Origin of the sequence: Nocardia panacis (assembly GCF_003598715.1) — a bacterium.
Taxonomy (GTDB): domain Bacteria; phylum Actinomycetota; class Actinomycetes; order Mycobacteriales; family Mycobacteriaceae; genus Nocardia; species Nocardia panacis.
Map to the genome: position 1 here is coordinate 271,318 of NZ_QZFU01000045.1, position 23,174 is coordinate 294,491.

The window sequence follows — 23,174 nt, forward strand, 5'->3', positions numbered from 1 at the left end:
AATGCCCGCCTCAGATTCCGCGACCGCGTCCGGCGACACCGGGCGCGGTGGGGAAGCCACCACCTCCGGCGAACCCGTCCCCATCAAGGCCATCCCACTGCGTCGACCGGGCCGGTGGGTGGCCGCCGCGATCATCCTCGGATTGGTCGGCCTGTTCGTCTACGGCGCGGCCACCAACCCGGCCTACAACTGGGACACCTACGGCAAATACCTGTTCGATGAGCGCATCGGGCGCGGCGCGCTGGTCACCCTGGAGTTGACCGTCCTGTCCATGGTGCTGGCCATCGCGCTCGGCACGCTGCTCGCGGTCATGCGCCTTTCGCCCAATCCGATCCTGCGCTCGGTCGCCTGGGTCTACCTCTGGATCTTCCGCGGCACACCGGTTTTCGTGCAGTTGGTGTTCTGGGGCCTGGTGCCCTCGCTCTACAAGACCATCGCCCTCGGTATTCCGTTCGGTCCGCAGTTCGTCCAGTTCGATGTGCAGCACATGCAGGCCGCCTTCGCCTTCGCGGTCCTGGGCCTGGGCCTCAACGAGGCCGCGTACATGGCCGAGATCGTCCGCGCCGGTATCAATTCCGTCGGCGAGGGGCAGCGTGAGGCGTCGGTGGCGCTGGGCATGTCCTGGAGTCAAACCATGCGCCGCACGGTGCTGCCGCAGGCCATGCGGGTGATCATCCCGCCCACCGGCAATGAGATCATCGGCATGCTCAAGACCACCTCGCTGGTCAGCGCGCTGCCGCTCACCACCGACCTGTACGGGCGGGCCCGCGATATCTACGGCGTCAATTTCCAGCCGATTCCGCTGCTGCTGGTCACCGCGACCTGGTATTTGGTCATTACCAGCGTGCTCATGGTCGGCCAGTACTACCTGGAACGCCACTACTCCCGAGGCGCCAGCCGCCAGTTGACGGCCAAGCAACTCCAGGAACTGGCCGACGCGCAGACGATTGTGAAGGCGAAATGAGCACCGGCACCGAGAATCCGATGATCGTCGCGGATCGGGTCTGCAAGAATTTCGGCGCGCTGCAGGTGCTCAAGGGTGTCTCGCTGCAGGTCGCGCGCGGCGAGGTGCTGTGCCTGATCGGACCTTCCGGTTCGGGCAAGTCCACCTTCCTGCGCTGCATCAATCACCTCGAGCAGGTCAACGCGGGTCGGCTGTATGTCGACGGCGACCTGGTGGGCTACCGCGAGCGCAACGGCAAACTCTACGAACTGCATCCGCGCGACGCGGCCAAGCAGCGCCGCGAGATCGGCATGGTGTTCCAGCATTTCAACCTGTTCCCGCATCGAACCGCGTTGGAGAACGTGATCGAGGCGCCCACGCAGGTCAAGAAGGTGTCCAAGGCGCAGGCCACGGCCAGGGCCAAGGAACTGCTGGATCGAGTCGGCTTGGCGGAGAAGGCCAATGCCTATCCGGCGCAGTTGTCCGGCGGGCAGCAGCAGCGGGTCGCCATCGCCAGGGCGCTGGCCATGGACCCCAAACTGATGCTGTTCGACGAGCCGACCTCGGCCCTGGACCCGGAACTGGTCGGTGAGGTGCTCACCGTCATGCGCGAACTCGCCGAATCCGGGATGACCATGGTGGTGGTGACCCACGAGATGGGTTTCGCCCGCGAGGTCGCCGATCAGTTGGTGTTCATGGATGGCGGTGTGGTGGTGGAGAGCGGTCCGCCGCGCGATCTGCTCGCCAATCCCAGCCAGGAGCGGACCAGGGCCTTCCTGTCCCGCCTGCTCTGAAGGTTAGGGTGGCCGCGTGCTGCCCGACCTGAGCGAGTTGACTTCGGACGCGGTGTACGCGCCGCGCCGCAACGATATTCGGCTGTGGGGTCCCTATGCCCGGCGCGCCATCGAGGCGGCGGGGCTGGGGACGCCCGCGCGGTTGACGATGCCGGGGCCGAGCACCAATCCGGTCGTCCTGGCCGACACCGGTGCGGTCGTGAAGTTCTTCACCCCCTACTGGTGCGGTCCCGAAAGTTTCCTCGCCGAATCCGCTGCGTACGAGGTGCTCGCAGGTCGCGGGCTGCCGGTGCCTCGGATACTGGCTCGCGGTGAGCTGCGGCCGGACGAAAGCGATTGGCATTGGCCCTATCTGGTGCTGTCTGCGGTGTCGGGTCGACCATGGCGCGAGGCGCTGTCCGCCGCCGACCGCCGTGGCGCCGCGCGTCTGGCGGCGAGCGCGGGCGAACTGCTGGCCGGGCTGTGTGCGGTCCCGCTGCCCGAGGCGGGCGTATTGGCCTCGACCGCGCCGGGTTTCGCCGACCTGCTGCGGGAACGGCGGGCGTCGACGGTAGCCGATCACCGCGCGTGGGGTCAGCTGTCAGCACCCCTACTGGATCGGATCGAGGAGTTCCTGCCGCGGATCGACGACCTGATCGGCAATGCCGCACCGGTTTTCGTGCACGGCGACCTCAGCGGGGACAACCTCTTCGCCGCGGGCGACACCATCACCGGTTTGATCGACTTCAACGACGTCTATGCGGGTGATCTCCGATACACTCTGGTTCAGTTGCACCTCAATGCCTTTCGCGCAGATCGCGAACTGCTCGCGGCGGCTCTGAACGCGGCGGATATCGAGGTGACCGCCGAATTTCCAAGGCAGATGCTGGCTTTCACCTTCCTGCACGATTTCGAGGTGCTGGAAGATCTTCCGATCGACGTGAGCGATATCACCGAGATCGATCGACTCGCCGAAACCCTCTGGGCGGTGGGCTGACGGAACTATCGGTGCCGCACGGCGATTCGCAGTTGCCCGAGCAGCACCTTCGCGGCCGGAGTCGCCGGGCGGTCCTGTCGCCAAACCAGGGCCAGCCGCCCGCGCAGCGTCGGCGCGACGATCGGCAGCGCGCGCACTCCGAAGGCTTTCTCCTCCTTCGCGGTGAGTTGCGGCACGATCGCGATGCCGAGGCCGTGCGCCGCCAAGCGCAGCAGGACCGGCGGCGAGGCGGCCTCGAAGGCCACATTCGGTGTGAATCCGGCCTCGGCGCAGGCGTATTCGAGGACGCCGCGAATTCCGGTGCCCGGCGTGAGACAGATCAGGGGCTCCTCCCGCAGGGCGGTGAGCGGTATCTCGGACTCGCCGCGGCGCGCGTCGGCGGCCACGGCGGCCACCACCGCCGTATCGAGCACGATATCGGCACCAAGGGCGGGATCGAGTGCCGCGCCGGACAATCCGACCAGTGCGATATCGAGTTCACCCGCGCGGACCGCGGCCAGCATGCGTTCGGAGGTGTCCTCGGTGAGGCTGATGCCCACCTGCGGATGATCCTCGTGGAAAGCGGCGAGGACGGCGGCCACGTCGTATTCGTCGGTGGCCGCGCCCGAGATGAGCCCGACGCGCACATGACCGCGCAGCAGGCCGGTGAATTCGTCCACGGTGGCGGTGATCCGCTCGGCCGCCGCCAGGGCCGCCCGCGCGTGCACCAGGACCGCCTTGCCGACCTCGGTCGGCGTCACCGCGCGCGGGCCGCGATGCAGCAATGGCTGGCCGAGTTCGCGCTCCAGTTGCCGAATCTGCGCGCTGAGACCGGGCTGGGCGAGGTGCAGTCGCTCGGCGGCGCGGGTGAAATTGGCCGTATCGACCACGGTGACCAGGTAGCGCAGTTGCCGCAGTTCCATAACTCCTGATTCTAATGATCAGAATAACTAGCTGTTGTACTTCTCACTCGCCGCCCGCCAGGGTGGAGATATGACAGCGAGCAACGCGGCAGCGATCGGCGAATTCACCGGCCCGGTCTTGCGACCCGGCGATGCGGGATACGAGGCCGAGGTGTCGGGCTTCCAGACCGCCTACACCCACCGTCCGGCACTGGTCCTCGGCGCGGCGCACGCCGAGGATGTGCGCGGCGCGGTGGAATACGCCGCGCGCCACGGACTTCCGGTCGCCGTCCAGGCGACGGGACACGGCCTGTCCGTGGCGGCCGACGGGGGAGTGCTCATCACCACCGGTCGGATGGCCGGTCTCACCGTCGATCCGCTGACCCGGATCGCGCGGGTCGGCGCGGGTGTCCGCGCGGGCGCGCTGATCGAGGCGGCCGCGCGATTCGGGCTGGCCCCGGTCAATGGGTCCTCGCCGTCGGTCGGTGTGGTCGGCTATCACCTGGGCGGCGGAATAGGCATCCTGGCAAGGGAATTCGGCTACGCCGCCGATCGGGTCCGCGCCATCGAACTGGTCACCGCCGACGGTCGGGTCCGCAGGCTGACCCCCGCGGACGAACTGTTCGGCGCGGTGCTCGGCACCGGCGGCAATTTCGGTGTGGTCACCGCGCTGGAGGTGGAACTCGTCGCGCTCGCCGAGGTGTGGGGCGGGCAGTTGGTCTTCGCCGCCGAACTGGTCGAGCCCGCGTTGCGGGTGTGGCGGGAGTGGACCGCGACGGCGCCCGCCGCGATGACCTCCACCGTGACCATGTTGACCTTCCCGGATATCCCGCAACTGCCCGAATCGCTGCGCGGTCGCTACGTGGCCTCCTTCCGCTTCGCCTACACCGGTTCGGCCGAGGCGGGCGAACTGCTGGTGGCCCCGCTGCGCGCGGTCGGCCCCCGGCTGCGCGATGACCTGCGCACCATGCCGTATCCGGAAAGCCATGCCATTCACAGTGATCCGGATCATCCGCACGCCTACGCCGCCACCAACGCCATGCTTAGCGAGCTCACCCCGGACGCGGTGCGCGGCCTGCTCGCGCTGGCAGGCCCCGACGGGCCGATGGATGTGGTGCTCGAGATCCGCCACCTCGGTGGCGCGCTGCGCCGCCCCGCCGACAATGCGGTGGACTTCCGCGCGGCCGAATACGCCGTCCGCGTCATCGCCATGCCCGATGCGGCGGCGGGCGCCGCGGCGCCGGGGGAGTTGGCGCGGGTGCGGGAGGTGCTTGCTCCCTGGACGCTCGGCCACAACCTGAACTTCCTCTACGGCGCGGGCGCGGCCGCCGATGACGCGCAGACCGGGGCGGGTTACCGCCCGGAGACGTTCGCGCTGCTCGGGAAGCTGAAGTCGAAGTACGACCCGACCAATATGTTCCGGTTCAACCGCAATATCGCGCCGCGCTGAGACTTGCGCCGAATCGGCGGTCTGCTATCTTCGTGATATCACTCTGATACTAGGGAGATGTCATGAACCGGAGGATGTCATGAAGCTGAGGGCCGCTTTCCATATCAATGGATTCCCGGTGCTGGTCGGATTGGTCGCGCTGATCCTCGCCTTCGGCGCGGCGTCGGCGGTCGGCTACGCGCAGGCCGCCGACCAGGACAACAAACTGGCGCTGGCGGGCGCGATCGCGGGCACGCTGGTCGTCGTCGTGCTGGTCGGCATCGGCACCGGGCTGGTGGTGGTCAACCCCAACGAGGCCAAGGTGATCCAGTTCTTCGGCCGCTATGTCGGCTCGATCAGCGAACCGGGATTCTTCGCGACGCTGCCGCTCACCGACCGCAAGAGCATTTCGCTGCGGGTGCGCAACTTCGAGACCCAGAAATTGAAGGTCAACGACGCCGACGGCAATCCGGTCGAGATCGCCGCCGTGGTGGTCTACCGGGTGGTGGACAGCTTCAAGGCCGCGTTCGCGGTGGACGACTACGAGGTCTACGTGGAGACCCAGTCCGAGGCCGCGGTCCGGCACCTGGCCACCAGTCACCCCTACGACGCCCACGATCCGCAGCGCACCAGCCTGCGCGACGGGGCCGAGGTGGCGGGCGAACTCACCGCCGAACTGCGCGACCGCACCGATCTGGCGGGCATCGAGGTCATCGAGGCCCGCATCACCCACCTCGCCTACGCGCCGGAGATCGCCCAGGCCATGCTGGTGCGCCAGCAGGCGGCGCAGGTGGTCGCGGCCCGCACCACGATCGTGGAGGGCGCGGTCGGCATGGTCGGTCTGGCGCTGGACCGCCTGGCCGAACAGGGTGTGGTGGAACTCGACGAGGAGCGCAAGGCGGCCATGGTCTCCAACCTGCTCGTGGTGCTCTGCGGCGATCGAGCGACCCAGCCCGTGGTCAACGCCGGAACCCTCTACAGCTGAGCGGCCCATGGCGGAGCGCAAGAAAATCCTGCTGCGCCTCGATCCGGCCGTGCACGATGCCATCGCCAAATGGGCGGCCGACGATCTGCGCAGCATCAACGCCCAGATCGAATACGCCCTGCGACTGGCGCTCGACCAGGCGGGCCGCAACCCGAAAGGGAAGTCCTCGGAAGAATGAAACGCGCGGGCCGGACACCACACTGGTGTCCGGCCTCCGCCGTGTCACGGCTTGTTGGGCACCGCGTGTCACGGCTTGTCGGGCACCGCGTGTCGCGGCTTCTCGGTGACGAAAATGGCGGTGCCGGGGAACAATTCACCCCGCAGCGGACTCCACTGACCCCACTCCCGATCCAGCCACTCGGGCCAGTCCGGTTCCACGATGTCGGTCAGGATCAGCCCGGCGGACACTATCTCGCGCACCCGGTCGCCGATGGTGCGGTGGTGTTCCACATAGGTCGCCGCGCCGCTGTCGTCGACCTCCACGTACGGCGTGCGATCGAAGTAGGGGATGGACGCGGTGAGCCCGGCCGGACCCGGATCGTCCGGGAAGATCCAGCGCATAGGGTGATTGACGGAGAACACCCAGCGCCCGCCGGGGCGCAGCACCCGCGCCACCTCGCGCATGACCAGCGCCGAATCCGCCACGAACGGCAGCGCGCCGAAGGCCGAGCAGGCCAGGTCGAAGCTTTCGTCACGGAACGGCAGCGCCTCGGCTCCGGCCTGCACCAAGGGCGCGCGCGGTCCGCCGCGGGCCATCGCGGCGCGACCGCGGGCCAGCATCCCCCTCGAGATATCCAGGCCGACCGGGTGTGCGCCCTGTCCGGCCAGCCAGCGCGCGCACGGCGCGGAACCGCAGCCGATCTCCAGAATCGATCGGCCTGCGAGCTCGCCGAGCAAGTGCATGTCGCCCTCGTGCAAACCCTCCGGGCACCAGACGAATTCGCCGTCGGGGCTGTCGACTCCCAGGAATTCGGCGTGGGTCCGGTGATACTGTTCGGCGTCGGCGTCCCACCAGCGTCGGCTGGCGCGTTCGCTGTCGGCCGTGTTCAGGCGGGTCCGCGTCGTCCCGCTAGTTCCGAGCAACGCGTTTGCTATGGCGTGGCGCGCATCCCGCGCGGCGTGATCCTCGTCCGACACGTCGACAGCGTAGTCGGCGCGTCGCGTGCGCCGGTTTGCCCGGTCGGACCAAGGTCGCGTACGCTGAACGCGCGAGTGGCCTCTGTACATGCTTTTTTCGTGCGAAGCGTACAGCCGTACTAAATTCTGTGCGGCCGTACAAATTCTGTGCAACCGTCCGGAGTGCGACCCGTGCTGAGTCTCCCGTGTGTTGCGTGCGGTACGTGCGGTACGTTCCTTAGTGACCGTCAATCACACCCGATCGCGGTAAGAAAAGCAGCGTACCGAAAGTTCAAATGTCCGCAACCGACCACAATCCGTCCGGAGCAAACCGACACATGCCCACCACCGTCACCTCGCCGCAGGTAGCCGTCAACGACATCGGCTCCGCCGAGGACTTCCTCGCCGCCATCGATGCCACGATCAAGTACTTCAACGACGGCGACATCGTCGAAGGAACCATCGTCAAGGTCGACCGCGACGAGGTTCTGCTCGACATCGGTTACAAGACCGAAGGCGTCATCCCGTCCCGCGAACTCTCCATCAAACACGATGTCGACCCGAATGAGGTCGTTTCCGTGGGTGATGAGGTCGAGGCCCTCGTTCTCACCAAGGAGGACAAGGAAGGCCGCCTGATCCTGTCGAAGAAGCGGGCGCAGTACGAGCGTGCGTGGGGCACCATCGAGGAGCTCAAGGAGAAGGACGAGGCCGTCAAGGGCACCGTCATCGAGGTCGTCAAGGGCGGCCTGATCCTCGATATCGGCCTGCGCGGCTTCCTGCCCGCCTCGCTCGTGGAGATGCGTCGCGTCCGCGATCTGCAGCCCTACGTCGGCAAGGAGATCGAGGCCAAGATCATCGAGCTGGACAAGAACCGCAACAACGTGGTCCTGTCCCGCCGCGCCTGGCTGGAGCAGACCCAGTCCGAGGTTCGCTCGGAGTTCCTGCACCAGCTGCAGAAGGGCCAGGTCCGCAAGGGTGTGGTCTCCTCCATCGTCAACTTCGGCGCCTTCGTCGATCTGGGCGGCGTGGACGGCCTGGTGCACGTCTCCGAGCTGTCCTGGAAGCACATCGACCACCCGTCCGAGGTCGTCGAGGTGGGCAACGAGGTCACCGTCGAGGTCCTCGACGTCGACCTGGATCGCGAGCGGGTCTCGCTGTCGCTCAAGGCGACCCAGGAAGATCCGTGGCGTCAGTTCGCCCGCACCCACGCCATCGGCCAGATCGTGCCGGGCAAGGTCACCAAGCTGGTGCCGTTCGGCGCGTTCGTCCGCGTCGAGGAGGGCATCGAGGGCCTGGTGCACATCTCCGAGCTGGCCGAGCGCCACGTCGAGGTGCCGGATCAGGTCGTCGCGGTCGGCGACGACGCGATGGTCAAGGTCATCGATATCGACCTGGAGCGTCGTCGGATCTCGCTGTCGCTGAAGCAGGCCAACGAGGACTACCACGCCGAGTTCGACCCGTCGAAGTACGGCATGGCCGACAGCTACGACGATCAGGGCAACTACATCTTCCCCGAGGGCTTCGATCCCGAGACCAACGAATGGCTCGAGGGCTACGACAAGCAGCGCGAAGAGTGGGAGTCCCGGTACGCCGAGGCCGAGCGCAGGCACAAGATGCACACCGCCCAGATGGAGAAGATGGCGGCCGACGCCGCGGCCGAGGCCGCCAACGGTGGCCCGTCCAACTACTCCTCGGAGAGCGGCGCGCAGTCCTCCTCGCAGCAGGCCGAGCCTGCAGGCGGGTCGCTGGCCAGCGATGCGCAGCTGGCCGCACTGCGTGAGAAGCTGTCCGGCAACGGATAACGTTCCACTCGTGGGAGGCTCATGCTCATGGAGAGCATGAGCCTTTCTCGTTTCACTCGTATTTTGTGGGGGCGAAGCCCCCACGCCCCACCCGGCGGGCTGCGCCCCCGGACCCCCTCCGGGGTGCGGTTCGATGGTGCGTATGTGGTTGGTTCTGATGAATGCCGCTGATTTGGGGTTGGGTTTGGCGAAGGGTCCGTGCTCGGGGAGCGCGGACCCTTCTTGTATTGCGTGGGGGTTGTTCGGGTTTCAGCCTTGGGCGCGGCGGATGGAGGAGCCGGTGCCGCCGCGCCGGACTACCGGGAGTTCGGTGGGGGTGTGGGTGGCCTCGTGGGGTGCGGCCATTTGGGCGGTGGTGAGGGCTACGACGTGGATCTGTTCGAGGGCCAGGCCGCGGGCGGCCGAGCGGGCGATGGTGCCGAGGCGGTGCTCGGCCATACCGGGGTGGATGGCCAGCGGCGGGCGGTCGGGGCGGCGTAGCATGTAGCGGGCGGTGGCGGCTTCGAATGCCATTGGGATACCGTCTCGGATCGCCCGGTAGGCGTCCAGCTCCAACGCGGCGTGGCGCTGCGGATCGATCATGAGCGCGGCGATCAGGCGCTCGGCCTCGTCGAGGTAGAGCGCTCGGTGGCCCGGCGCCAAGACCGACACCCGCTGCGCGACCCGCCGCCGATGTTCCTCGGCGGCGGGTGCCAGCAGGGTCCGATGTTGTTCGACCACGGCTGCCAGCGCACGCCTGCGGTCGCGGTCGACCAGGGTGCGGGGATCGGTTGTCGTGTCGTGGACGTCGGGCATGAGGCTCCCCTTCGGCTCGAGTTGCGAATTACGTTGTCCGGCAACTCGGTCGACGTCCGATCAAGCAGTATTCTGCCGCAGGGGTACGACAGGTTCTCCGCTCAGACGGTCTTGAGTGCGCCGCCGTCGATGATGAGATCCGCGCCGACCATGCTGCGGGCTCGATCGGAGGCCAGGAAGGCCACCGCGGCGGCGACTTCGTCCGCCTCGACCAGGCGACCGGTCGTCATGCCGACGGCGGTGGGCAGATTCGGTAGGAACTCCGCGAGGGAGACGCCATTGGCGGCCGCGATCTTTCCGCCCGGACCAGTGGGCGACTCCCAGAACGCGGTGCGCACCGGGCCGGGGGAGATGGTGTTCACGCGTACGCCCTGTGGGCCGAACTGTTCGGCCAATGCTTTCCCGAGGGCGGTCAGCGCGGCTTTGGATACGCCGTAGTCGGTGACGGCGGCGCCGGGCGCGCGTCCCACGATGGAGGACACATTGATCACCGTGCCGCTCCGCTCGAGCAGGCTCGGGAGGGCGGCCCTGATGGTGCGGACCGCGCTGTAGAAGTTGAGATCGAAACTGCGCTGCCAGGTTTCGTCCTCGATATCGAGGAAGCCGGCGAGCGCGTTGTGGTTCGCGCCGCCGACATTGTTCACCAGGATGTCCAGGCCGCCGAGGACTTCGGTCGCCGCATTGACGAGTTGGGCGGCGCCCGTCTCGGTTTCGAGGTCGACGGCGAGCACGGTGGCGCCGGTGGCGCGCAGCTCGTCGGTGATCGTGCGGGTCGCGCCGAGCACTCGCGCGCCCTCCGCGACGAGCGCGCGGACGATGGCGAGTCCGATGCCCCGGCCCGCGCCGGTGACGACGGCGGTCTTGTTCGTCAGATTCAGATCCATTGGTGGACTGTCCTTTCCGTGGTGCTCAGTAGCCGACGGTGAAGCGGCGCTGGATGAAACGGGGCTGTTCGACCTCGTCGAGCAGGGCGATGGCGAGGTCGGGTGCGGAGATATCGCTGGTGCCGTCGGGGCGGACCAGGATCTGGTCGGTGCCGATGCGGAAGCGGCCGGTGCGTTCGCCGCCCGCCGGGATGCGCAGGGCCGAGGGGCTGACCGAGGTCCAGTTCCGATTGGATTGCCGGTAGAGGTTGAGTGCCTCGCGCAATGCGCGCACCACCGCCTCGTAGGCCAGTGGGACCTGGAGGTCCTCGATGAGGCTGCGCTCGAAGTCGGGGCTCTCGATGATCTGCAAGCCGGGCGCGACCTCGAGGCTGCCCGCGCCGCCGATCGAGATCAGCCGCACCGAAGGGTGCCGTTCGAGCGCGCCGATCATGGCCCGCGCGCCGATGACGAAGTTCTGCGCGTTGGCGATGGTGTCCGGTACGCCGTATCCGGCATTGACCGCGCTGATCACCACGTCGAGTCCGCCGATGGCCGCGGCGATGCTGTCGGTGTCCAGCCAGTCCGCGACCTGCCAGTCGACGGTTTCGCGCTCGGCCGGGAAGCGCGCGGCGTCGCGGGCGAAGGCGGTGACCCGATGTCCGCGCCGCACGGCCTCGCGGACCGTCTCGTCGCCGATGACCCCGGTCGCGCCGAAGATTCCGATATCCACCCGAACTCCTTCTACACAATGTTCAAGGACTACACGCCGTTCAGTGAAGCCACGGCAGATAGTAGTCGAACACGGTAGGGTGTCAACCGTGACCGAAGTCAGCGCAACGCCGGTGCCCAGTCGACGGGAGCGGCTGCGCGCGCAGACTGTCGAGGAGATCCGATCGATCGCGCTGCGCCTGCTGGCCGAGGGTGGTCCGGACGCCATCTCGCTGCGTGCCATCGCCAGGGAGATGGGGATGACGGCGGGTGCCATCTACGGCTACTACGCCACCCGCGACGACCTGATCACCACACTCATCGCCGAGGTGTACGGCGACCTGGTGGACACCGCCGAGGCCGCGCGGGACCGGGTGCCCGCGGCGGATCCGGCGGGCCGGGTGATCGCGTGGGGCGAGACCGTGCGCGGTTGGGCATTGGCCCACCCGGCGGGTTTTCGGCTCATCTACGGCGATCCGGTGCTCGGCTATCAGCCGCCGCCCGGCGGTCCGGCGGCCGAGGCCGAGGGGCGCGCCTGCTCCGGGCTGGTCGGGTTGGTCGAGGCGGCCTGGCCGACGGCCGCGCCCTTGCAGAGCGCGGGCTCGGTGGCATGGTCGGATTTCGACGAGGGTCTGGTAACCCATGTGCGGCAGGAGTTTCCGAGCCTGCCGCCGCACGCCTTGGCGCTGTCGCTGCGCATGTGGGGTCGCATGCACGGACTCGTCGCCCTGGAGATCTATGGGCACCTGCGCCCGCAGTCGCAGGATCCGGCCAAGTTGTATCGCGCCGAGATGCTGGACCTGGTGCGTTCGCTCGGGTTGTGAGACTTCGAAAGACCCGGCGGGAACCCGAGAACTCGGAATGCACCCGAAAAGAATGACTCGCGGATGGTCGCGCGGGAATTCCGTTGGCCGCGTTGGCCAACGGAAGGATTTCCGCGCGCGGCGGTGGGTCGCGCGGGATTTCGACAGAAGGTCGGTAGGCTCGCGCGTCGATGCCGCTCGGTCGTATCTCTGTCGAATCTCACGTAGTCGGACAGACGACCAATTCGGCGGTAGTGTTCGGCGCGAACGACATTGATCTTCGGCAGAAAGGCCGTATCGGCAATGAGCGCAGCGAGCCCGTTCAGCGGTCTCAACCGCAGGCAATTCCTGGCGAAGGCCGCCGCCGCGGGCGCGGTCGGCGCCCTGGCCTCCTGGGCGAACCCGATCATCGAACGGGCCTACGCGGCCGATCCGGCGGGGATGGGCGGACTCGGCGATATCGAGCATTTCGTCCTGCTCATGCAGGAAAACCGTTCCTTCGACCACTATTTCGGCTCCCGCGCCGGAGTGCGCGGCTTCGACGATCCCGCGTCCGCCTGGCAGCAGTACGGCTGGACACCCGGCGTCGGTCCGACGCCGGACGGATTCGTCAACCCGTTCCGGCTGGACACCACCCGCGGCGCCTCGCTCGACGGGGAGTGCATCAATGATCCCGACCACAGTTGGGGCGGTATGCACCGCGCGTGGAACGATGGTCGCAACGATCAGTGGATGCCGATGTCCATCGACAGCGTCGGCCCCGCCAATGCCCCCGCGGCCATGGGTTACTACCTGCGCGAGGACATTCCGATCCACCACGAACTGGCCGACGCGTTCACCCTGTGCGACCACTACCACTGCTCGGTGCTCGGCCCCACCGATCCGAACCGGCTCTACTGGATCAGCGCCACCATCGATCCGGACGGGCGCGCGGGCGGCCCGCTGGTGGAGACCCCGACCCTGATCCCGCAGAACGTCTACTCCTGGCGCACCTATCCGGAGAATCTGTCCGAGGCAGGCGTCAGCTGGAAGGTCTACAACAATCGCGATGTCGGGCCGCTGTCCTCGGTCATCCTGGACGGAATGCTCGGCTGCTTCAAGCAGTCGCAGGACCCGGCCTCGGAGTTGCACCGGCGCGGTATCGCGCCGGTCTACCCCAACGACCTTGCGGCCGATGTGGCCAATGACACGCTGCCCGCGGTGTCCTGGGTGATTCCGTCGCTGATCAACTGCGAGCATCCGGCCCTGCCCGCCGCCTTCGGCGCGTTCGGCATCGTGCAACTGCTCGATATCCTCACCTCGAATCCGAAGGTGTGGGAGAAGACGGCGCTCATCATCAGCTACGACGAGAACGGCGGCTTCTTCGATCACCTCACCCCGCCGACGGCGCCGCCCGGCACTCCCGGCGAATTTCTGACGGTGCCGCTGGGTGGGGTCAGCTCGGCCAAGGGCATCGCCGGACCCATCGGTCTGGGCTATCGCGTTCCGGGCCTGGTGATCTCGCCGTACAGCCGGGGTGGTCTGGTCGCCTCGGAAACCTTCGACCACACCTCGCAGCTACGTCTGCTGGAGACAAGGTTCGGGGTCGAGGTGCCCAATCTCACCCCGTGGCGGCGCGGTGTCACCGGAGATATGACCTCCGCCTTCGATTTCGGTTCCGCGCCGAATCCGGCCAAGCCCGCGCTCAGCGATCCGAGGCCGAAGATGGACGCGGCCATCGCCCAGTGCGGTCCGAATGTCGCGCTCGGCACCGCGACCGTGGGTATGCCGTATCCGGTGCCGCCCAATGAGATGCCGCGTCAGCAGCCGGGGACCACGCGCAGGCCGAGCGGATTGGCGCGCTGAACCCCTACGCGACGGCGTGCGCCCGGCCGACGAATTCGGCTGGGCCACAGCGGTATCGGAGCCCGATGGGCGCTGTCGGCGCAGCCGTCCCATGGCGGAGCGAAGGTGGAGGTGCGCCTAGCCTGCGGTGGCGGGCGCCCAGCGCAGCGGGAAGGAGGCGGCGGAGCGCCTTCGCATGGCCGCGAAGCTGTGTCGCGCCGGATTGATCAGCGCGGTGAACCACGTGCGGCGATGCTCGTCGAGAGCCGCCGCGACGGCGGGGAAACGCACGCAGTGCACGCCGCCCGCCATGCCCAGCCGGTGGCGACCCGTCTGGATGTTTCTGGTGCCCAATGGTGTTCCTTTGCTTGCTGGTGCCTGCTTGATGCGCGGTTCGCTCGGCCGCCACGGCGAAGATTAGCCGACACCGGTGTGGAACACAGTATTTTGCCGACGCGATTGCCCCGGCGTGTCGGAAAGTTACCGTCGGCACGGCGTTCTCGCCGATGAATTGTTGCGAATAGGTCTCGGCGGCGTCACGGATCGAACAATGCGCGTTCGGCTTTCGCGCGCGGGCGCGCGAACAATACCGGGATTGCACGGCGCAGGGTTCCCGGATCGGCGCGCGCGAACTCGGATGCGAGACTTGGACAATGTTGCGGATCGGCCTCACCGGAGGCATGGGAGCGGGCAAGTCCACGGTGGCGCGGGTGCTGGCCGAACTCGGGGCGGTGGTCATCGATTCCGATGTGCTCGCGCGCGAGGTGGTGGCGCCGGGCACGCCGGGGCTGGCGGCGCTGGTCGAGGCGTTCGGCGCGGACATACTCGCCCCGGACGGCGCGCTGGACCGGCCCGCGCTCGCCGCGGTCGCCTTCTCCTCCGACTCCGCCCGCGCGCGACTGAATTCCATCACCCATCCATTGGTCGGCGCGCGCACCGCGGAACTCATTGCCTCGGCCGCGCCGGACGCGATTGTGGTGCAGGATATTCCGCTGCTCGTGGAGAATGGTCTCGCGCCGCTGATGAATCTCGTCGTCGTGGTGGATGTGGACGCGGAAACTCGAATTCGCCGACTCGTCGAATTTCGCGGTATCGCCGAATCCGACGCACGCGCCCGAATTTCGACGCAGGCCACCGATGAACAGCGGCGCGCGGTCGCCGATGTACTGCTCGACAATTCCGGTCCTGCCGAATCCATCGAAAAGTCGGTGCGAGAACTCTGGGATGAGCGGTTGGCGCCGTTCGAGGCGAATCTGCGGGCCGGGGAGCCCGCGCGCCGCACCGAGGTGCGATTGGTGGCACCGGATCCGGAGTGGTCCGCGCAGGCGCGGCGGTTGATCGCCCGGCTGTGGGTGGCGTGCGGTTCGGCCGCGACGCGCATCGACCACATCGGCTCCACCGCGGTGCCGGACCTGCCCGCCAAGGACGTCATCGATCTGCAGATCACGGTGGCGGATCTGGCCGCCGCCGACGGATTCCGGGATGCGCTGGCGGCGGCCGGTTTTCCGGTGCGCCCGCGGATCACCGGTGACAATCCGAAGCCGACCCCCGAGGACCCGGCGGGCACGGACGCGACGCTGTGGGCCAAACGCCTCCATATGAGCGCGGATCCGGGCCGCCCGGCCAATGTCCATGTGCGGGTGGCAGGTTCACCCGGTCAGCGCTACGCGCTGCTGTTTCGCGACTGGTTGCGTGCCGATCCCGCCGCCCGCGCGGAATACCTGGCCGTGAAGCGGGCAGGGGAGCGGGCGGCGCTCGCGCACGACGGCCCGGACGCGATCGACGCGTATTTGGATAACAAGGAGCCGTGGTTCGACTCCGCCTACGAGCGCGCGGCGGCATGGGCCGCCGCGCGCTGAAAGACGCTCAGAACAGCGCGACCAACCGATCCAACGTCTGGCTCCAACCCTCGCGCGCGCCGTCCTCGGCGCTGAGCGAGCCGGGGGCCAGCAGGTGGAAGGTCATGGTGGTCTTGTCCGATGCGGTCTCCTCGAAGGTCACCGTGATGACCGATTCCCGCTCGGGGGAGCCGTCTCCGGTGGGGTCGCCCCAGGTGAACACCAGCCGCTCGGGCTCGTCGACCTCGCGGAAAACGCCCCGAGTCGGATATGAGGCGCCATCGGTGTCGGACACCATGACCGCGTCGTAGCGTCCGCCCGCGTGCGGTTCGACCACGAAACTGTCGGGCGGGCAGGTGAATCCGTCCGGACCGGACCACTGGGTGAGCTGTGCCGGATCGAGCCAGGCCTGGAAGACGAGTTCGCGCGGCGCGTCGAAGTGGCGGACGAGGGTGATTTCGCGGGTGGACACTATTGCTCCTTGTCGATCGTTTCGGTTTCGGTGGAATTGGGCATGACCGAACCGGTCATCCAGTCCGGCGCGCCGCTGGGAAAGCGGGTCCGGAAATCCATGAGCGCGACCCAGGTCGGGCGTATCGCGATGCGTTCCATGCGCGGCGCGAGGGCGGTGACGGTGCGCAGATACTCTTCGACGCCTTCGCCGCCCTTGCGCATGGCGGCGAGGTATTCCGGCAGTATGCCTTCGGATTCGGTGATCTCGGCGCGGCCGCGGATCAGCAGCACCTCGGGCGGGTTGTCATTGGTGTCGATGGTGATCGCGGCGTCGGGTCTGGCCCGCAGCATGCGGTTCTTGTGCGAGGGCGCGAAGCCGCAGATGACGAGTTCGGTTCCATTCCACCAGTAGGAGACCGGCACCACGCGCGGGGTGCCGTCGGCGGCGGTGAAGGCGAGGCGGGCCGGGATGTTCGCGGCCAGCAGCCGCTGGGCCATCGGGGTTTCGAGCAGGCGCGGATCGCCTTGGGGGAGGGTGTCGAGCACGGGTCATTCCTTCTGTTGCAGGCGTCGCAGGTGGGTGTCGAGCAGGTCGAAGCGCCGATCCCAGAACCGGCGGTAGCGGTCGAGCCAGTCGGTCGCCTCGGCCAGGGGCGCGGCGTCGAGTCGGCACGGTCGCCACTGGGCGTTCTGGCCTCGGGTGATGAGTCCGGCCCGTTCGAGCACCTTCAGGTGTTTGGAGATGGCGGGCAGGCTCATGGCGAACGGCTCGGCGAGTTCGGTGACGGTGGCCTCGCCCTCGGTGAGGCGGGCCAGGATCGCGCGCCGAGTCGGATCGGCGAGTGCCGCGAAGGTTCTGCTGAGTTCATCCGTCATGTGTCCATTCAACCAGCTTATTTAACCTAGTGGGTAATTAACTGACTGGTTAAATGATGCAGAGAGTGGCGGAATCTGTCAAGGGGTGATGATCAGCGCCAGGTCAGGCTGATACCGAGGGAGGCGGTCCAGGCATCGAAGGAGTGACCGTTGGCGGCGATACCGTCGATGGCCGCCGCCGCGTGCGCCACCGCCGCCTCGGCCGCGTCCGCGTCGATGAGTCCGGCGGCGTGCGCCGCCAGCAACTCGTCCACATCGAGCAGTTCGGTGTCGCGGCCGGAGCGCACCACGATATCGAGGTAGTGATCCACCGAGCGCCACCGTTTGGGCTCGATGCGGGTGAACTCGCCCAGATCCAGGTAGTAGTCCTGATCGCGGGCATGCGCCGGGTGATAGTGGAAGATGGTCGCGCGAATCGAAAGCTCAGGCAGCAGCCAGGATTCGATGTAGTGGAACTGCGGGTGATCCGCGGTGCGCGCCATGTACAGACCCCACGGTTCGGTGCGGTACTCCTCGACCGGGCGCACGAAACCCTTCGGGTCCGTATTGGTCAGGCCCGCCACGTCGAAGTACTCGACCTTCGGTCGATGTAAATCCACCGTCACCTGCGTCATGCGGTGAATCTACCGCCAACCACGCGGCCGATGTGGTACGCACCGAACGAGTGGGCGCACACCGCTGCTACATCCAGGTCAGCCCGATGCCTCTGGCGGACAACCAACTGTCCATATCGTGATCGTGGCAGGCCAGCCCGTCCATCGCGGCGGTGGCCCGTTCCAGGGCGCGATGGGCCTGATCGGTGGGCACCAGCCCCGCGGCGTGCGCGGCGAGCAGATCCTCCACGCCGCGCAGTTCGGCCCGGTGGCCGCCGGAGACCTTGATATCGAGGTAGTGGTGCACCGCCCGCCAGCGCTTGGGTTCGATGCGGCTGTATTCGCCGATATCCAGGCTGTAATCGCGCCCGTGGTGGTCACCGGCGTGCCGGTGGGCGATGGTGGCGCGGATCGATAGGTCCGGCAGCAGCCAGGATTCCACGTAGTGGAATTCGGGACCGGCCGTGCGTGCCATGTAGAGACCCCAGGGCTCGACATGGAAGCGCTCGACCTGGCGGACGAAGCCCTTGGCGTCGGTGTTGGTCAACTCGGCGACATTGAAGTATTCGATCTTGGGGCGGGCGGGTGTGCGCGGCCCCGGTGGTGCGGTGGCGGACTCCTTGGCTCCGTTGGCGCCGTGCGCCCACGCGAGAGCACGGAAATCCCTTGCCACATAGCCGGCGATCCCAGTGACCGCCGGTGCGGCGACGAGCAATGGCAGCAGCGCGCTCATGCCGAGACCTCGCTGGCGCTCGGCCTCGGCATACGCGCGTGGCGCGCTGCGTTGACGATTCGCTCACTGCGTTCGCTCATGGCTCCCGTCCCTTCACCAAAGTCTGGACAACCAGTTCAGAGTACAACCGGGCAACCCCGCCGGACAGGTCTGTGACGAGGTCTATACGGATTCGAATACCCTTGGGGCCAAGGGCTTTTCGAGTTCATTGCTGATTTTGGTCAACCCTTTGGAAACGGTTGGTGGGCGCTATAGGCACCCGGCCGGCAACCCGACCGACCAGTTTCGACTCCAGCGCCCGTTCGACCGGGGAAAATGCTCGTCGGCGACTTGTCGGTGCGGGGTTCTAGGCTGGGGACCATGGCTTTCGCAACGGAGATCCCCGCGGGCAACGCGTCGCCACCGCTCGCGCATTCGGAATTCCGGCCCATCGGCGCGGTCGAGCGGGCCGATGGGCGATTCGAGGTGGTCAGCGAGCACAAGCCCGCGGGCGACCAGCCCGCCGCGATCGCCGAACTCGAGCGCAGGATCACGGCGGGGGAGCGCGATGTGGTCCTGCTCGGTGCGACCGGCACCGGTAAATCGGCCACCACGGCCTGGCTCATCGAGCGATTGCAGCGCCCCACCCTGGTGATGGCCCCCAATAAGACGCTGGCCGCCCAGTTGGCCAATGAGCTGCGCGAGATGCTGCCCAACAACGCGGTCGAGTACTTCGTCTCGTACTACGACTACTACCAACCAGAGGCGTATATCGCCCAGACCGACACTTACATCGAGAAGGACAGCTCGGTCAACGACGATGTGGAGCGTTTGCGCCACTCGGCGACGTCGAGTCTGCTCTCGCGCCGCGATGTGGTGGTGGTCGCCTCGGTGTCGTGCATCTACGGCCTCGGCACCCCGCAGTCCTACCTGGATCGGTCGGTGCAGTTGGAGGTGGGCGGCGAGATCGATCGCGACGCGCTGCTGCGCCTGCTGGTCGACGTGCAGTACACCCGCAACGATCTGTCTTTCGTGCGCGGTTCGTTCCGGGTCCGCGGCGACACGGTGGAGATCATCCCCTCCTACGAGGAACTCGCGGTCCGCATCGAATTCTTCGGCGACGAGATCGAGGCCCTGTACTACCTGCACCCGCTCACCGGCGATGTGGTGCGTCAGGTGGATCGGCTGCGCATCTTCCCCGCCACCCACTATGTGGCCGGTCCGGAGCGCATGGAGCGCGCCGTGGGCGATATCGAGACCGAACTGGCCGAGCGCCTGGCCGAATTGGAGCGCCAGGGCAAACTGCTCGAGGCCCAGCGCCTGCGCATGCGCACCCAATACGACCTGGAGATGATCCGTCAGGTCGGCTTCTGCTCCGGTATCGAGAACTATTCGCGCCATATCGATGGCCGCCCGGCCGGGTCGGCGCCCGCCACCCTCCTGGACTACTTCCCGGAGGATTTCCTGCTCGTCATCGACGAATCGCATGTCACGGTGCCGCAGATCGGCGGTATGTACGAGGGCGATATGTCGCGCAAACGCAACCTGGTGGAGTTCGGCTTCCGGCTGCCCTCCGCGGTCGACAATCGGCCGCTCACCTGGGAGGAGTTCGCGGATCGAATCGGCCAGGCGGTGTACTTGTCGGCCACGCCCGGTCCCTACGAGTTGGGCCAGGTCGGCGGCGAAGTCGTCGAACAGGTCATTCGCCCCACGGGTTTGGTCGACCCGCAGGTCGTGGTCAAACCCACCAAGGGCCAAATCGACGACCTGGTGCACGAGATCCGCGCCAGGGCCGAGCGCGACGAGCGGGTGCTGGTCACCACCCTGACCAAGAAGATGGCCGAGGATCTGACCGATTATCTGCTCGGCCTCGGTATCCGGGTGCGCTACCTGCACTCGGAGATCGACACGCTGCGCCGAGTGGAGTTGCTGCGGCAACTGCGCCTCGGCGAGTACGACGTCCTGATCGGCATCAACCTGCTGCGCGAGGGTCTGGACCTGCCCGAGGTCTCCCTGGTCGCCATCCTGGACGCCGATAAGGAGGGCTTCCTGCGCAGCGCCACCAGCCTCATCCAGACCATCGGCCGCGCGGCGCGCAATGTCTCGGGCGAGGTGCACATGTACGCGGATTCGGTCACCGATTCCATGCGCCACGCCATCGAGGAGACCGAGCGCCGCCGCGAGAAGCAGGTCGCCTACAACACCGAACGCGGTATCGACCCGAAACCGTTGCGCAAGAAGATCGCCGACATCCTCGATCAGGTGTACCGGGAGGCCGAGGACGAGGTGGTGGAGGTCGGCGGCTCTGGTCGCAATGCCAGTCGTGGTCGGCGCGCCCAGGGCGAGCCGGGCCGCGCGGTGAGCGCGGGCGTCTTCGAGGGGCGCGATATCAAGTCGATGCCGCGCGCCGAATTGGCCGATCTGGTCAAGGAATTGACCGACCAGATGATGAACGCGGCCCGCGAATTGCAGTTCGAGTTGGCGGGCAGGCTGCGCGACGAGATCGCCGACTTGAAGAAGGAGTTGCGCGGCATGGACGCCGCCGGTCTGAAATGACCGGGGCGTCACCGCCTTTCGCCGAATCGCCGGTGGCCTGCTCAGCCTTGGGCGGCCATCCATTCGTTCACGCGGCGCTCGGCCTCCTCGGGGGAGACGTTCTCGACCTTGGTGAGCACCGCCCACCGATGCCCGAACGGGTCGATCACGACGCCGAACCGGTCGCCGGTGACGAAGGTTTCCGGTTCCTCGGCCGAGCGCGCGCCGTGCGCGATGGCGCGCGCGACGACGGCGTCCACATCGGGGCAGTAGTGCACGATCGAGGTGTGCACCCATTCGCCGTTGGGGGCGAGGACGTTGTTCTCCGGGATGGGTTGGCCCAGTTGCAGGGTGGAGTCGCCGATGCGGAGTTCGGCGTGCGCGGGTTGGCCGTCGGGCAGGTCGTTGCGGCTGACCACCTCCGCGCCGAATACCGCCGTGTAGAACTCGATGGCCTTGTTGCCGTCCGGCACCGCGAGGAAGCAGGTGATGGAGTGGTAGCCGTCGGCGATGGGGTTCACGGAATTGCTCATGGCCTCGAGCTTCGTCGGTTCCGCCGCGTGAATCTTGTAGAAACGCGACACCATGACTGACCACGGATCTCCGAGTGGGATGCCGCCGCGGGCGTCCGCCGACCTGCGCGCGACCAAGGCCATTCTGTACCCGCACGAGCAGGCCCGATTCCGCACGCTGCGGCGGCTGGAACCGGGACCGGTCACGGGGCATTTCGTCGAGTGGTACTGGGCGGTGGATTGGGATCTGCGCGGTCGCCCGCCGTATTACGCGCAGGTATTGCCCTATCCGAGTGTGATTCTCGCCTTCGAGCGCACCGCCGCCGCGACCGGCGGATTCGTCTACGGCGTCTGCACCACCAAGTCGGTGCGCGAGCTCAGCGGTGTCGGGGAGACCTTCGCCGTGCTTTTCCGCGCGGGCGGATTCGGTGCGTTCACCGGACGCGAGGTGGGCGCCCTGCGCGATGCGGTGCTGCCGCTGACCGAGGTGCTGCCCGAGGCCGATGGGCTCACCGAGGCCGTGTTGGCCGCCGGAACCGATGTCGCGCGTCGGGCGCTGCTGGAGGATTTCCTGTCGCGGCGCCGCAGCACCCCGGATGCCAACTATCTGCTGGTGCTGCGCGTGGTCGCGGCGATGGCCGCGGATCCGGAGTTGACCAGGGTCGATCAGGTCACCGAGCGTTTCGACATTCCGGTGCGCACGCTGCAACGCTTGTTCCGCCGCTATATCGGCGCGGGTCCGAAATGGGTGTTGCGTCGCTATCGCCTCCAGGACGGCGCGGACCTGATCGATCGGGGTCGGGTGGCGGATCTGGCGACGCTGGCCGCCGACCTCGGCTATTTCGATCAGGCGCATTTCTCCCGCGAATTCGGCGCGGAGATCGGCATCACGCCCGCCGAGTACGCCAAGCATGCCCGGCGCGGTCCGAAGGTGCCCTGGTAGCGTGACGCGGAAGGTCCCCAACGGAAGCCGTATGGGCGGGTGCCCGGACAGGGCGGTGTGACGGGAGTCCCAGCGCCGCAGGGATGTTCACCGTATTTGGGGTGAATCACAGCGTATCGGGCGGGATTTGGGGTCCGCGCAGGTTGCCGAGGCCATCCCGGAATTCGGGCGCGGTCCGGTGCGCGGAAATCGGAAAGCCCCGATTGTGATGTGCCACGTTATCTGTTGTTTCCGCACCGTTAGCCGCTAGGGTCGAGCCCAGTCGCTGCACCGGGGCTCCGACTTTCCGTGGTCCCGCGCGCCGCATCCGACCCACGCATAGTTGGAGGAGACATGACCGCCTACCGGACCATTGTCGTCGGTACCGATGGCTCGGATTCGTCCTATGTCGCCGTCGAGAAGGCCGCGGCGCTGGCGGCGGATTCGGGCGCGACCCTGGTGGTGGCCTGTGCGTACTACCCGACCGACGAGCGCGATATCGCGGCTGCGGCCGATGTGCTCAAACAGGACGCCTACCAGGTGCGTGGCTCCGCGCCGACCAACGACATCCTGCGCACCGCCAGGGATCGGGCCGTCGCGGCGGGTGCGACCGAGGTGGTCGAGCGCGCCGTCATCGGCGAACCGGTGGAATCGCTGCTGGCGCTGACCAAGGAGGTCTCGGCCGATCTGCTCGTCGTCGGCAATCGCGGCCTCAATACTTTGACCGGCCGCCTGCTCGGTTCGGTCCCCTCGGATGTGGCGCGCAAATCGGGTTCGGACGTTCTTATCGTGCACACTGTGCGCTGAAAGT

Annotated in this window: 25 protein-coding genes; 13 read left to right on the forward strand and 12 right to left on the reverse strand. The window is 67.4% G+C overall.

Annotation, left to right across the window (positions count from 1 at the left end):
- The first annotated feature begins 1 nt into the window (after position 1).
- Genes D5S18_RS31810 through D5S18_RS31820 form a run of 3 tightly spaced genes read left to right on the forward strand, consistent with a single transcriptional unit; the run spans position 2 to position 2,713 of the window.
- Complete coding sequence (locus D5S18_RS31810; RefSeq protein WP_120044819.1) at positions 2 to 964, forward strand: amino acid ABC transporter permease; 963 nt, start codon at positions 2 to 4, stop codon at positions 962 to 964.
- A 20-nt stretch (positions 965 to 984) separates the two neighbouring features.
- Positions 985 to 1,737, forward strand: a complete 753-nt coding sequence (locus D5S18_RS31815) for an amino acid ABC transporter ATP-binding protein (protein ID WP_120044939.1) — start codon at positions 985 to 987, stop codon at positions 1,735 to 1,737.
- Between the two features lie 16 nt (positions 1,738 to 1,753).
- The gene (locus tag D5S18_RS31820) at positions 1,754 to 2,713 is read left to right on the forward strand and encodes a phosphotransferase family protein (RefSeq protein ID WP_203237014.1); all 960 of its coding nucleotides are present in this window, start codon (positions 1,754 to 1,756) and stop codon (positions 2,711 to 2,713) included.
- Positions 2,714 to 2,718: 5 nt separating this feature from the next.
- Here the strand turns inward: D5S18_RS31820 and D5S18_RS31825 are convergent, their stop codons facing one another.
- On the reverse strand, positions 2,719 to 3,615 hold the full coding sequence (locus D5S18_RS31825) for a LysR family transcriptional regulator (protein ID WP_120044820.1): 897 nt from the start codon (positions 3,613 to 3,615) through the stop codon (positions 2,719 to 2,721).
- Positions 3,616 to 3,685: 70 nt separating this feature from the next.
- Here D5S18_RS31825 and D5S18_RS31830 point away from each other — a divergent pair, with 70 nt between their 5' ends.
- From D5S18_RS31830 to D5S18_RS35500, 3 genes are all read left to right on the forward strand, one after another.
- Positions 3,686 to 5,044 carry an FAD-binding oxidoreductase gene (locus tag D5S18_RS31830; protein ID WP_120044821.1) on the forward strand — a complete coding sequence of 453 codons (1,359 nt, stop codon included), beginning with the start codon at positions 3,686 to 3,688 and terminating at the stop codon, positions 5,042 to 5,044.
- 79 nt (positions 5,045 to 5,123) lie between these two features.
- On the forward strand, positions 5,124 to 6,008 hold the full coding sequence (locus tag D5S18_RS31835) for an SPFH domain-containing protein (protein ID WP_120044822.1): 885 nt from the start codon (positions 5,124 to 5,126) through the stop codon (positions 6,006 to 6,008).
- Between the two features lie 7 nt (positions 6,009 to 6,015).
- A complete protein-coding gene (locus D5S18_RS35500) occupies positions 6,016 to 6,186 on the forward strand; it encodes a type II toxin-antitoxin system antitoxin (RefSeq protein ID WP_203237015.1) in 171 nt (56 codons plus the stop codon).
- A 68-nt stretch (positions 6,187 to 6,254) separates the two neighbouring features.
- Here the strand turns inward: D5S18_RS35500 and D5S18_RS31840 are convergent, their stop codons facing one another.
- Complete coding sequence (locus D5S18_RS31840; RefSeq protein WP_239004123.1) at positions 6,255 to 7,145, reverse strand: class I SAM-dependent methyltransferase; 891 nt, start codon at positions 7,143 to 7,145, stop codon at positions 6,255 to 6,257.
- A gap of 317 nt (positions 7,146 to 7,462) precedes the next feature.
- Between D5S18_RS31840 and rpsA the strand changes: the two genes are divergently transcribed.
- Positions 7,463 to 8,926 (forward strand): 30S ribosomal protein S1, encoded by a 1,464-nt coding sequence (gene rpsA, locus D5S18_RS31845; protein WP_120044824.1) that lies wholly within the window; start codon positions 7,463 to 7,465, stop codon positions 8,924 to 8,926.
- 249 nt (positions 8,927 to 9,175) lie between these two features.
- Here rpsA and D5S18_RS31850 read toward each other — a convergent pair whose 3' ends face one another.
- The 3 genes from D5S18_RS31850 to D5S18_RS31860 form a co-directional block, all read right to left on the reverse strand.
- Positions 9,176 to 9,721, reverse strand: a complete 546-nt coding sequence (locus D5S18_RS31850) for a hypothetical protein (protein ID WP_120044825.1) — start codon at positions 9,719 to 9,721, stop codon at positions 9,176 to 9,178.
- Positions 9,722 to 9,822: 101 nt separating this feature from the next.
- Positions 9,823 to 10,605: an SDR family oxidoreductase gene (locus tag D5S18_RS31855; protein WP_120044826.1), complete on the reverse strand. Its 783-nt coding sequence runs from the start codon at positions 10,603 to 10,605 to the stop codon at positions 9,823 to 9,825.
- A gap of 25 nt (positions 10,606 to 10,630) precedes the next feature.
- The gene (locus D5S18_RS31860) at positions 10,631 to 11,317 is read right to left on the reverse strand and encodes an NAD(P)-dependent oxidoreductase (protein WP_120044827.1); all 687 of its coding nucleotides are present in this window, start codon (positions 11,315 to 11,317) and stop codon (positions 10,631 to 10,633) included.
- 88 nt (positions 11,318 to 11,405) lie between these two features.
- Here D5S18_RS31860 and D5S18_RS31865 point away from each other — a divergent pair, with 88 nt between their 5' ends.
- Both D5S18_RS31865 and D5S18_RS31870 read left to right on the forward strand, forming a co-directional pair.
- Entirely contained in the window at positions 11,406 to 12,119 is a 714-nt protein-coding gene (locus tag D5S18_RS31865; RefSeq protein WP_239004124.1) for a TetR/AcrR family transcriptional regulator, read from the forward strand.
- A 282-nt stretch (positions 12,120 to 12,401) separates the two neighbouring features.
- The gene (locus D5S18_RS31870) at positions 12,402 to 13,943 is read left to right on the forward strand and encodes a phospholipase C (RefSeq protein ID WP_120044828.1); all 1,542 of its coding nucleotides are present in this window, start codon (positions 12,402 to 12,404) and stop codon (positions 13,941 to 13,943) included.
- 117 nt (positions 13,944 to 14,060) lie between these two features.
- Here the strand turns inward: D5S18_RS31870 and D5S18_RS34645 are convergent, their stop codons facing one another.
- Positions 14,061 to 14,276: a hypothetical protein gene (locus D5S18_RS34645; RefSeq protein ID WP_147404322.1), complete on the reverse strand. Its 216-nt coding sequence runs from the start codon at positions 14,274 to 14,276 to the stop codon at positions 14,061 to 14,063.
- A gap of 299 nt (positions 14,277 to 14,575) precedes the next feature.
- Between D5S18_RS34645 and coaE the strand changes: the two genes are divergently transcribed.
- A complete protein-coding gene (gene coaE, locus D5S18_RS31875) occupies positions 14,576 to 15,781 on the forward strand; it encodes a dephospho-CoA kinase (protein WP_120044829.1) in 1,206 nt (401 codons plus the stop codon).
- Between the two features lie 7 nt (positions 15,782 to 15,788).
- Here coaE and D5S18_RS31880 read toward each other — a convergent pair whose 3' ends face one another.
- From D5S18_RS31880 to D5S18_RS31900, 5 genes are all read right to left on the reverse strand, one after another.
- Entirely contained in the window at positions 15,789 to 16,232 is a 444-nt protein-coding gene (locus D5S18_RS31880; protein ID WP_158608039.1) for an SRPBCC family protein, read from the reverse strand.
- Positions 16,232 to 16,759 (reverse strand): pyridoxamine 5'-phosphate oxidase family protein, encoded by a 528-nt coding sequence (locus D5S18_RS31885; protein ID WP_239004125.1) that lies wholly within the window; start codon positions 16,757 to 16,759, stop codon positions 16,232 to 16,234. The genes D5S18_RS31880 and D5S18_RS31885 overlap by 1 nt, the downstream gene beginning before the upstream one ends.
- Positions 16,760 to 16,762: 3 nt before the next feature.
- Positions 16,763 to 17,089 (reverse strand): ArsR/SmtB family transcription factor, encoded by a 327-nt coding sequence (locus D5S18_RS31890; RefSeq protein WP_120044831.1) that lies wholly within the window; start codon positions 17,087 to 17,089, stop codon positions 16,763 to 16,765.
- Positions 17,090 to 17,181: 92 nt separating this feature from the next.
- Entirely contained in the window at positions 17,182 to 17,703 is a 522-nt protein-coding gene (locus tag D5S18_RS31895) for a ribonuclease FAU-1 family protein (RefSeq protein WP_120044832.1), read from the reverse strand.
- Positions 17,704 to 17,770: 67 nt separating this feature from the next.
- Positions 17,771 to 18,415: a ribonuclease FAU-1 family protein gene (locus D5S18_RS31900; protein WP_120044833.1), complete on the reverse strand. Its 645-nt coding sequence runs from the start codon at positions 18,413 to 18,415 to the stop codon at positions 17,771 to 17,773.
- Positions 18,416 to 18,775: 360 nt separating this feature from the next.
- Here D5S18_RS31900 and uvrB point away from each other — a divergent pair, with 360 nt between their 5' ends.
- On the forward strand, positions 18,776 to 20,950 hold the full coding sequence (gene uvrB / locus D5S18_RS31905; RefSeq protein WP_120044943.1) for an excinuclease ABC subunit UvrB: 2,175 nt from the start codon (positions 18,776 to 18,778) through the stop codon (positions 20,948 to 20,950).
- A gap of 41 nt (positions 20,951 to 20,991) precedes the next feature.
- Here the strand turns inward: uvrB and D5S18_RS31910 are convergent, their stop codons facing one another.
- On the reverse strand, positions 20,992 to 21,462 hold the full coding sequence (locus D5S18_RS31910; protein WP_120044944.1) for a VOC family protein: 471 nt from the start codon (positions 21,460 to 21,462) through the stop codon (positions 20,992 to 20,994).
- Between the two features lie 79 nt (positions 21,463 to 21,541).
- Between D5S18_RS31910 and D5S18_RS31915 the strand changes: the two genes are divergently transcribed.
- Positions 21,542 to 22,384, forward strand: a complete 843-nt coding sequence (locus tag D5S18_RS31915; RefSeq protein WP_120044834.1) for a helix-turn-helix domain-containing protein — start codon at positions 21,542 to 21,544, stop codon at positions 22,382 to 22,384.
- Positions 22,385 to 22,717: 333 nt separating this feature from the next.
- On the forward strand, positions 22,718 to 23,170 hold the full coding sequence (locus D5S18_RS31920) for a universal stress protein (protein ID WP_120044835.1): 453 nt from the start codon (positions 22,718 to 22,720) through the stop codon (positions 23,168 to 23,170).
- Positions 23,171 to 23,174: the final 4 nt, after the last annotated feature.

Excerpts from the sequence above, each read along its gene's own strand:
- D5S18_RS31870 (WP_120044828.1), top strand. The coding sequence starts at position 12,402 with ATGAGCGCAGCGAGCCCGTTCAGCGGTCTCAACCGCAGGCAATTCCTG.
- D5S18_RS31855 (WP_120044826.1), bottom strand. The coding sequence starts at position 10,605 with ATGGATCTGAATCTGACGAACAAGACCGCCGTCGTCACCGGCGCGGGC.
- D5S18_RS31920 (WP_120044835.1), top strand. The coding sequence starts at position 22,718 with ATGACCGCCTACCGGACCATTGTCGTCGGTACCGATGGCTCGGATTCG.
- D5S18_RS31810 (WP_120044819.1), top strand. The coding sequence starts at position 2 with ATGCCCGCCTCAGATTCCGCGACCGCGTCCGGCGACACCGGGCGCGGT.
- D5S18_RS35500 (WP_203237015.1), top strand. The coding sequence starts at position 6,016 with ATGGCGGAGCGCAAGAAAATCCTGCTGCGCCTCGATCCGGCCGTGCAC.
- D5S18_RS31850 (WP_120044825.1), bottom strand. The coding sequence starts at position 9,721 with ATGCCCGACGTCCACGACACGACAACCGATCCCCGCACCCTGGTCGAC.
- D5S18_RS31900 (WP_120044833.1), bottom strand. The coding sequence starts at position 18,415 with ATGAGCGCGCTGCTGCCATTGCTCGTCGCCGCACCGGCGGTCACTGGG.
- D5S18_RS31890 (WP_120044831.1), bottom strand. The coding sequence starts at position 17,089 with ATGACGGATGAACTCAGCAGAACCTTCGCGGCACTCGCCGATCCGACT.
- rpsA (WP_120044824.1), top strand. The coding sequence starts at position 7,463 with ATGCCCACCACCGTCACCTCGCCGCAGGTAGCCGTCAACGACATCGGC.
- D5S18_RS31835 (WP_120044822.1), top strand. The coding sequence starts at position 5,124 with ATGAAGCTGAGGGCCGCTTTCCATATCAATGGATTCCCGGTGCTGGTC.
- D5S18_RS31915 (WP_120044834.1), top strand. The coding sequence starts at position 21,542 with ATGCCGCCGCGGGCGTCCGCCGACCTGCGCGCGACCAAGGCCATTCTG.
- D5S18_RS31815 (WP_120044939.1), top strand. The coding sequence starts at position 985 with ATGATCGTCGCGGATCGGGTCTGCAAGAATTTCGGCGCGCTGCAGGTG.
- D5S18_RS31910 (WP_120044944.1), bottom strand. The coding sequence starts at position 21,462 with ATGAGCAATTCCGTGAACCCCATCGCCGACGGCTACCACTCCATCACC.
- D5S18_RS31895 (WP_120044832.1), bottom strand. The coding sequence starts at position 17,703 with ATGACGCAGGTGACGGTGGATTTACATCGACCGAAGGTCGAGTACTTC.
- uvrB (WP_120044943.1), top strand. The coding sequence starts at position 18,776 with ATGGCTTTCGCAACGGAGATCCCCGCGGGCAACGCGTCGCCACCGCTC.
- coaE (WP_120044829.1), top strand. The coding sequence starts at position 14,576 with ATGTTGCGGATCGGCCTCACCGGAGGCATGGGAGCGGGCAAGTCCACG.
- D5S18_RS31825 (WP_120044820.1), bottom strand. The coding sequence starts at position 3,615 with ATGGAACTGCGGCAACTGCGCTACCTGGTCACCGTGGTCGATACGGCC.
- D5S18_RS31830 (WP_120044821.1), top strand. The coding sequence starts at position 3,686 with ATGACAGCGAGCAACGCGGCAGCGATCGGCGAATTCACCGGCCCGGTC.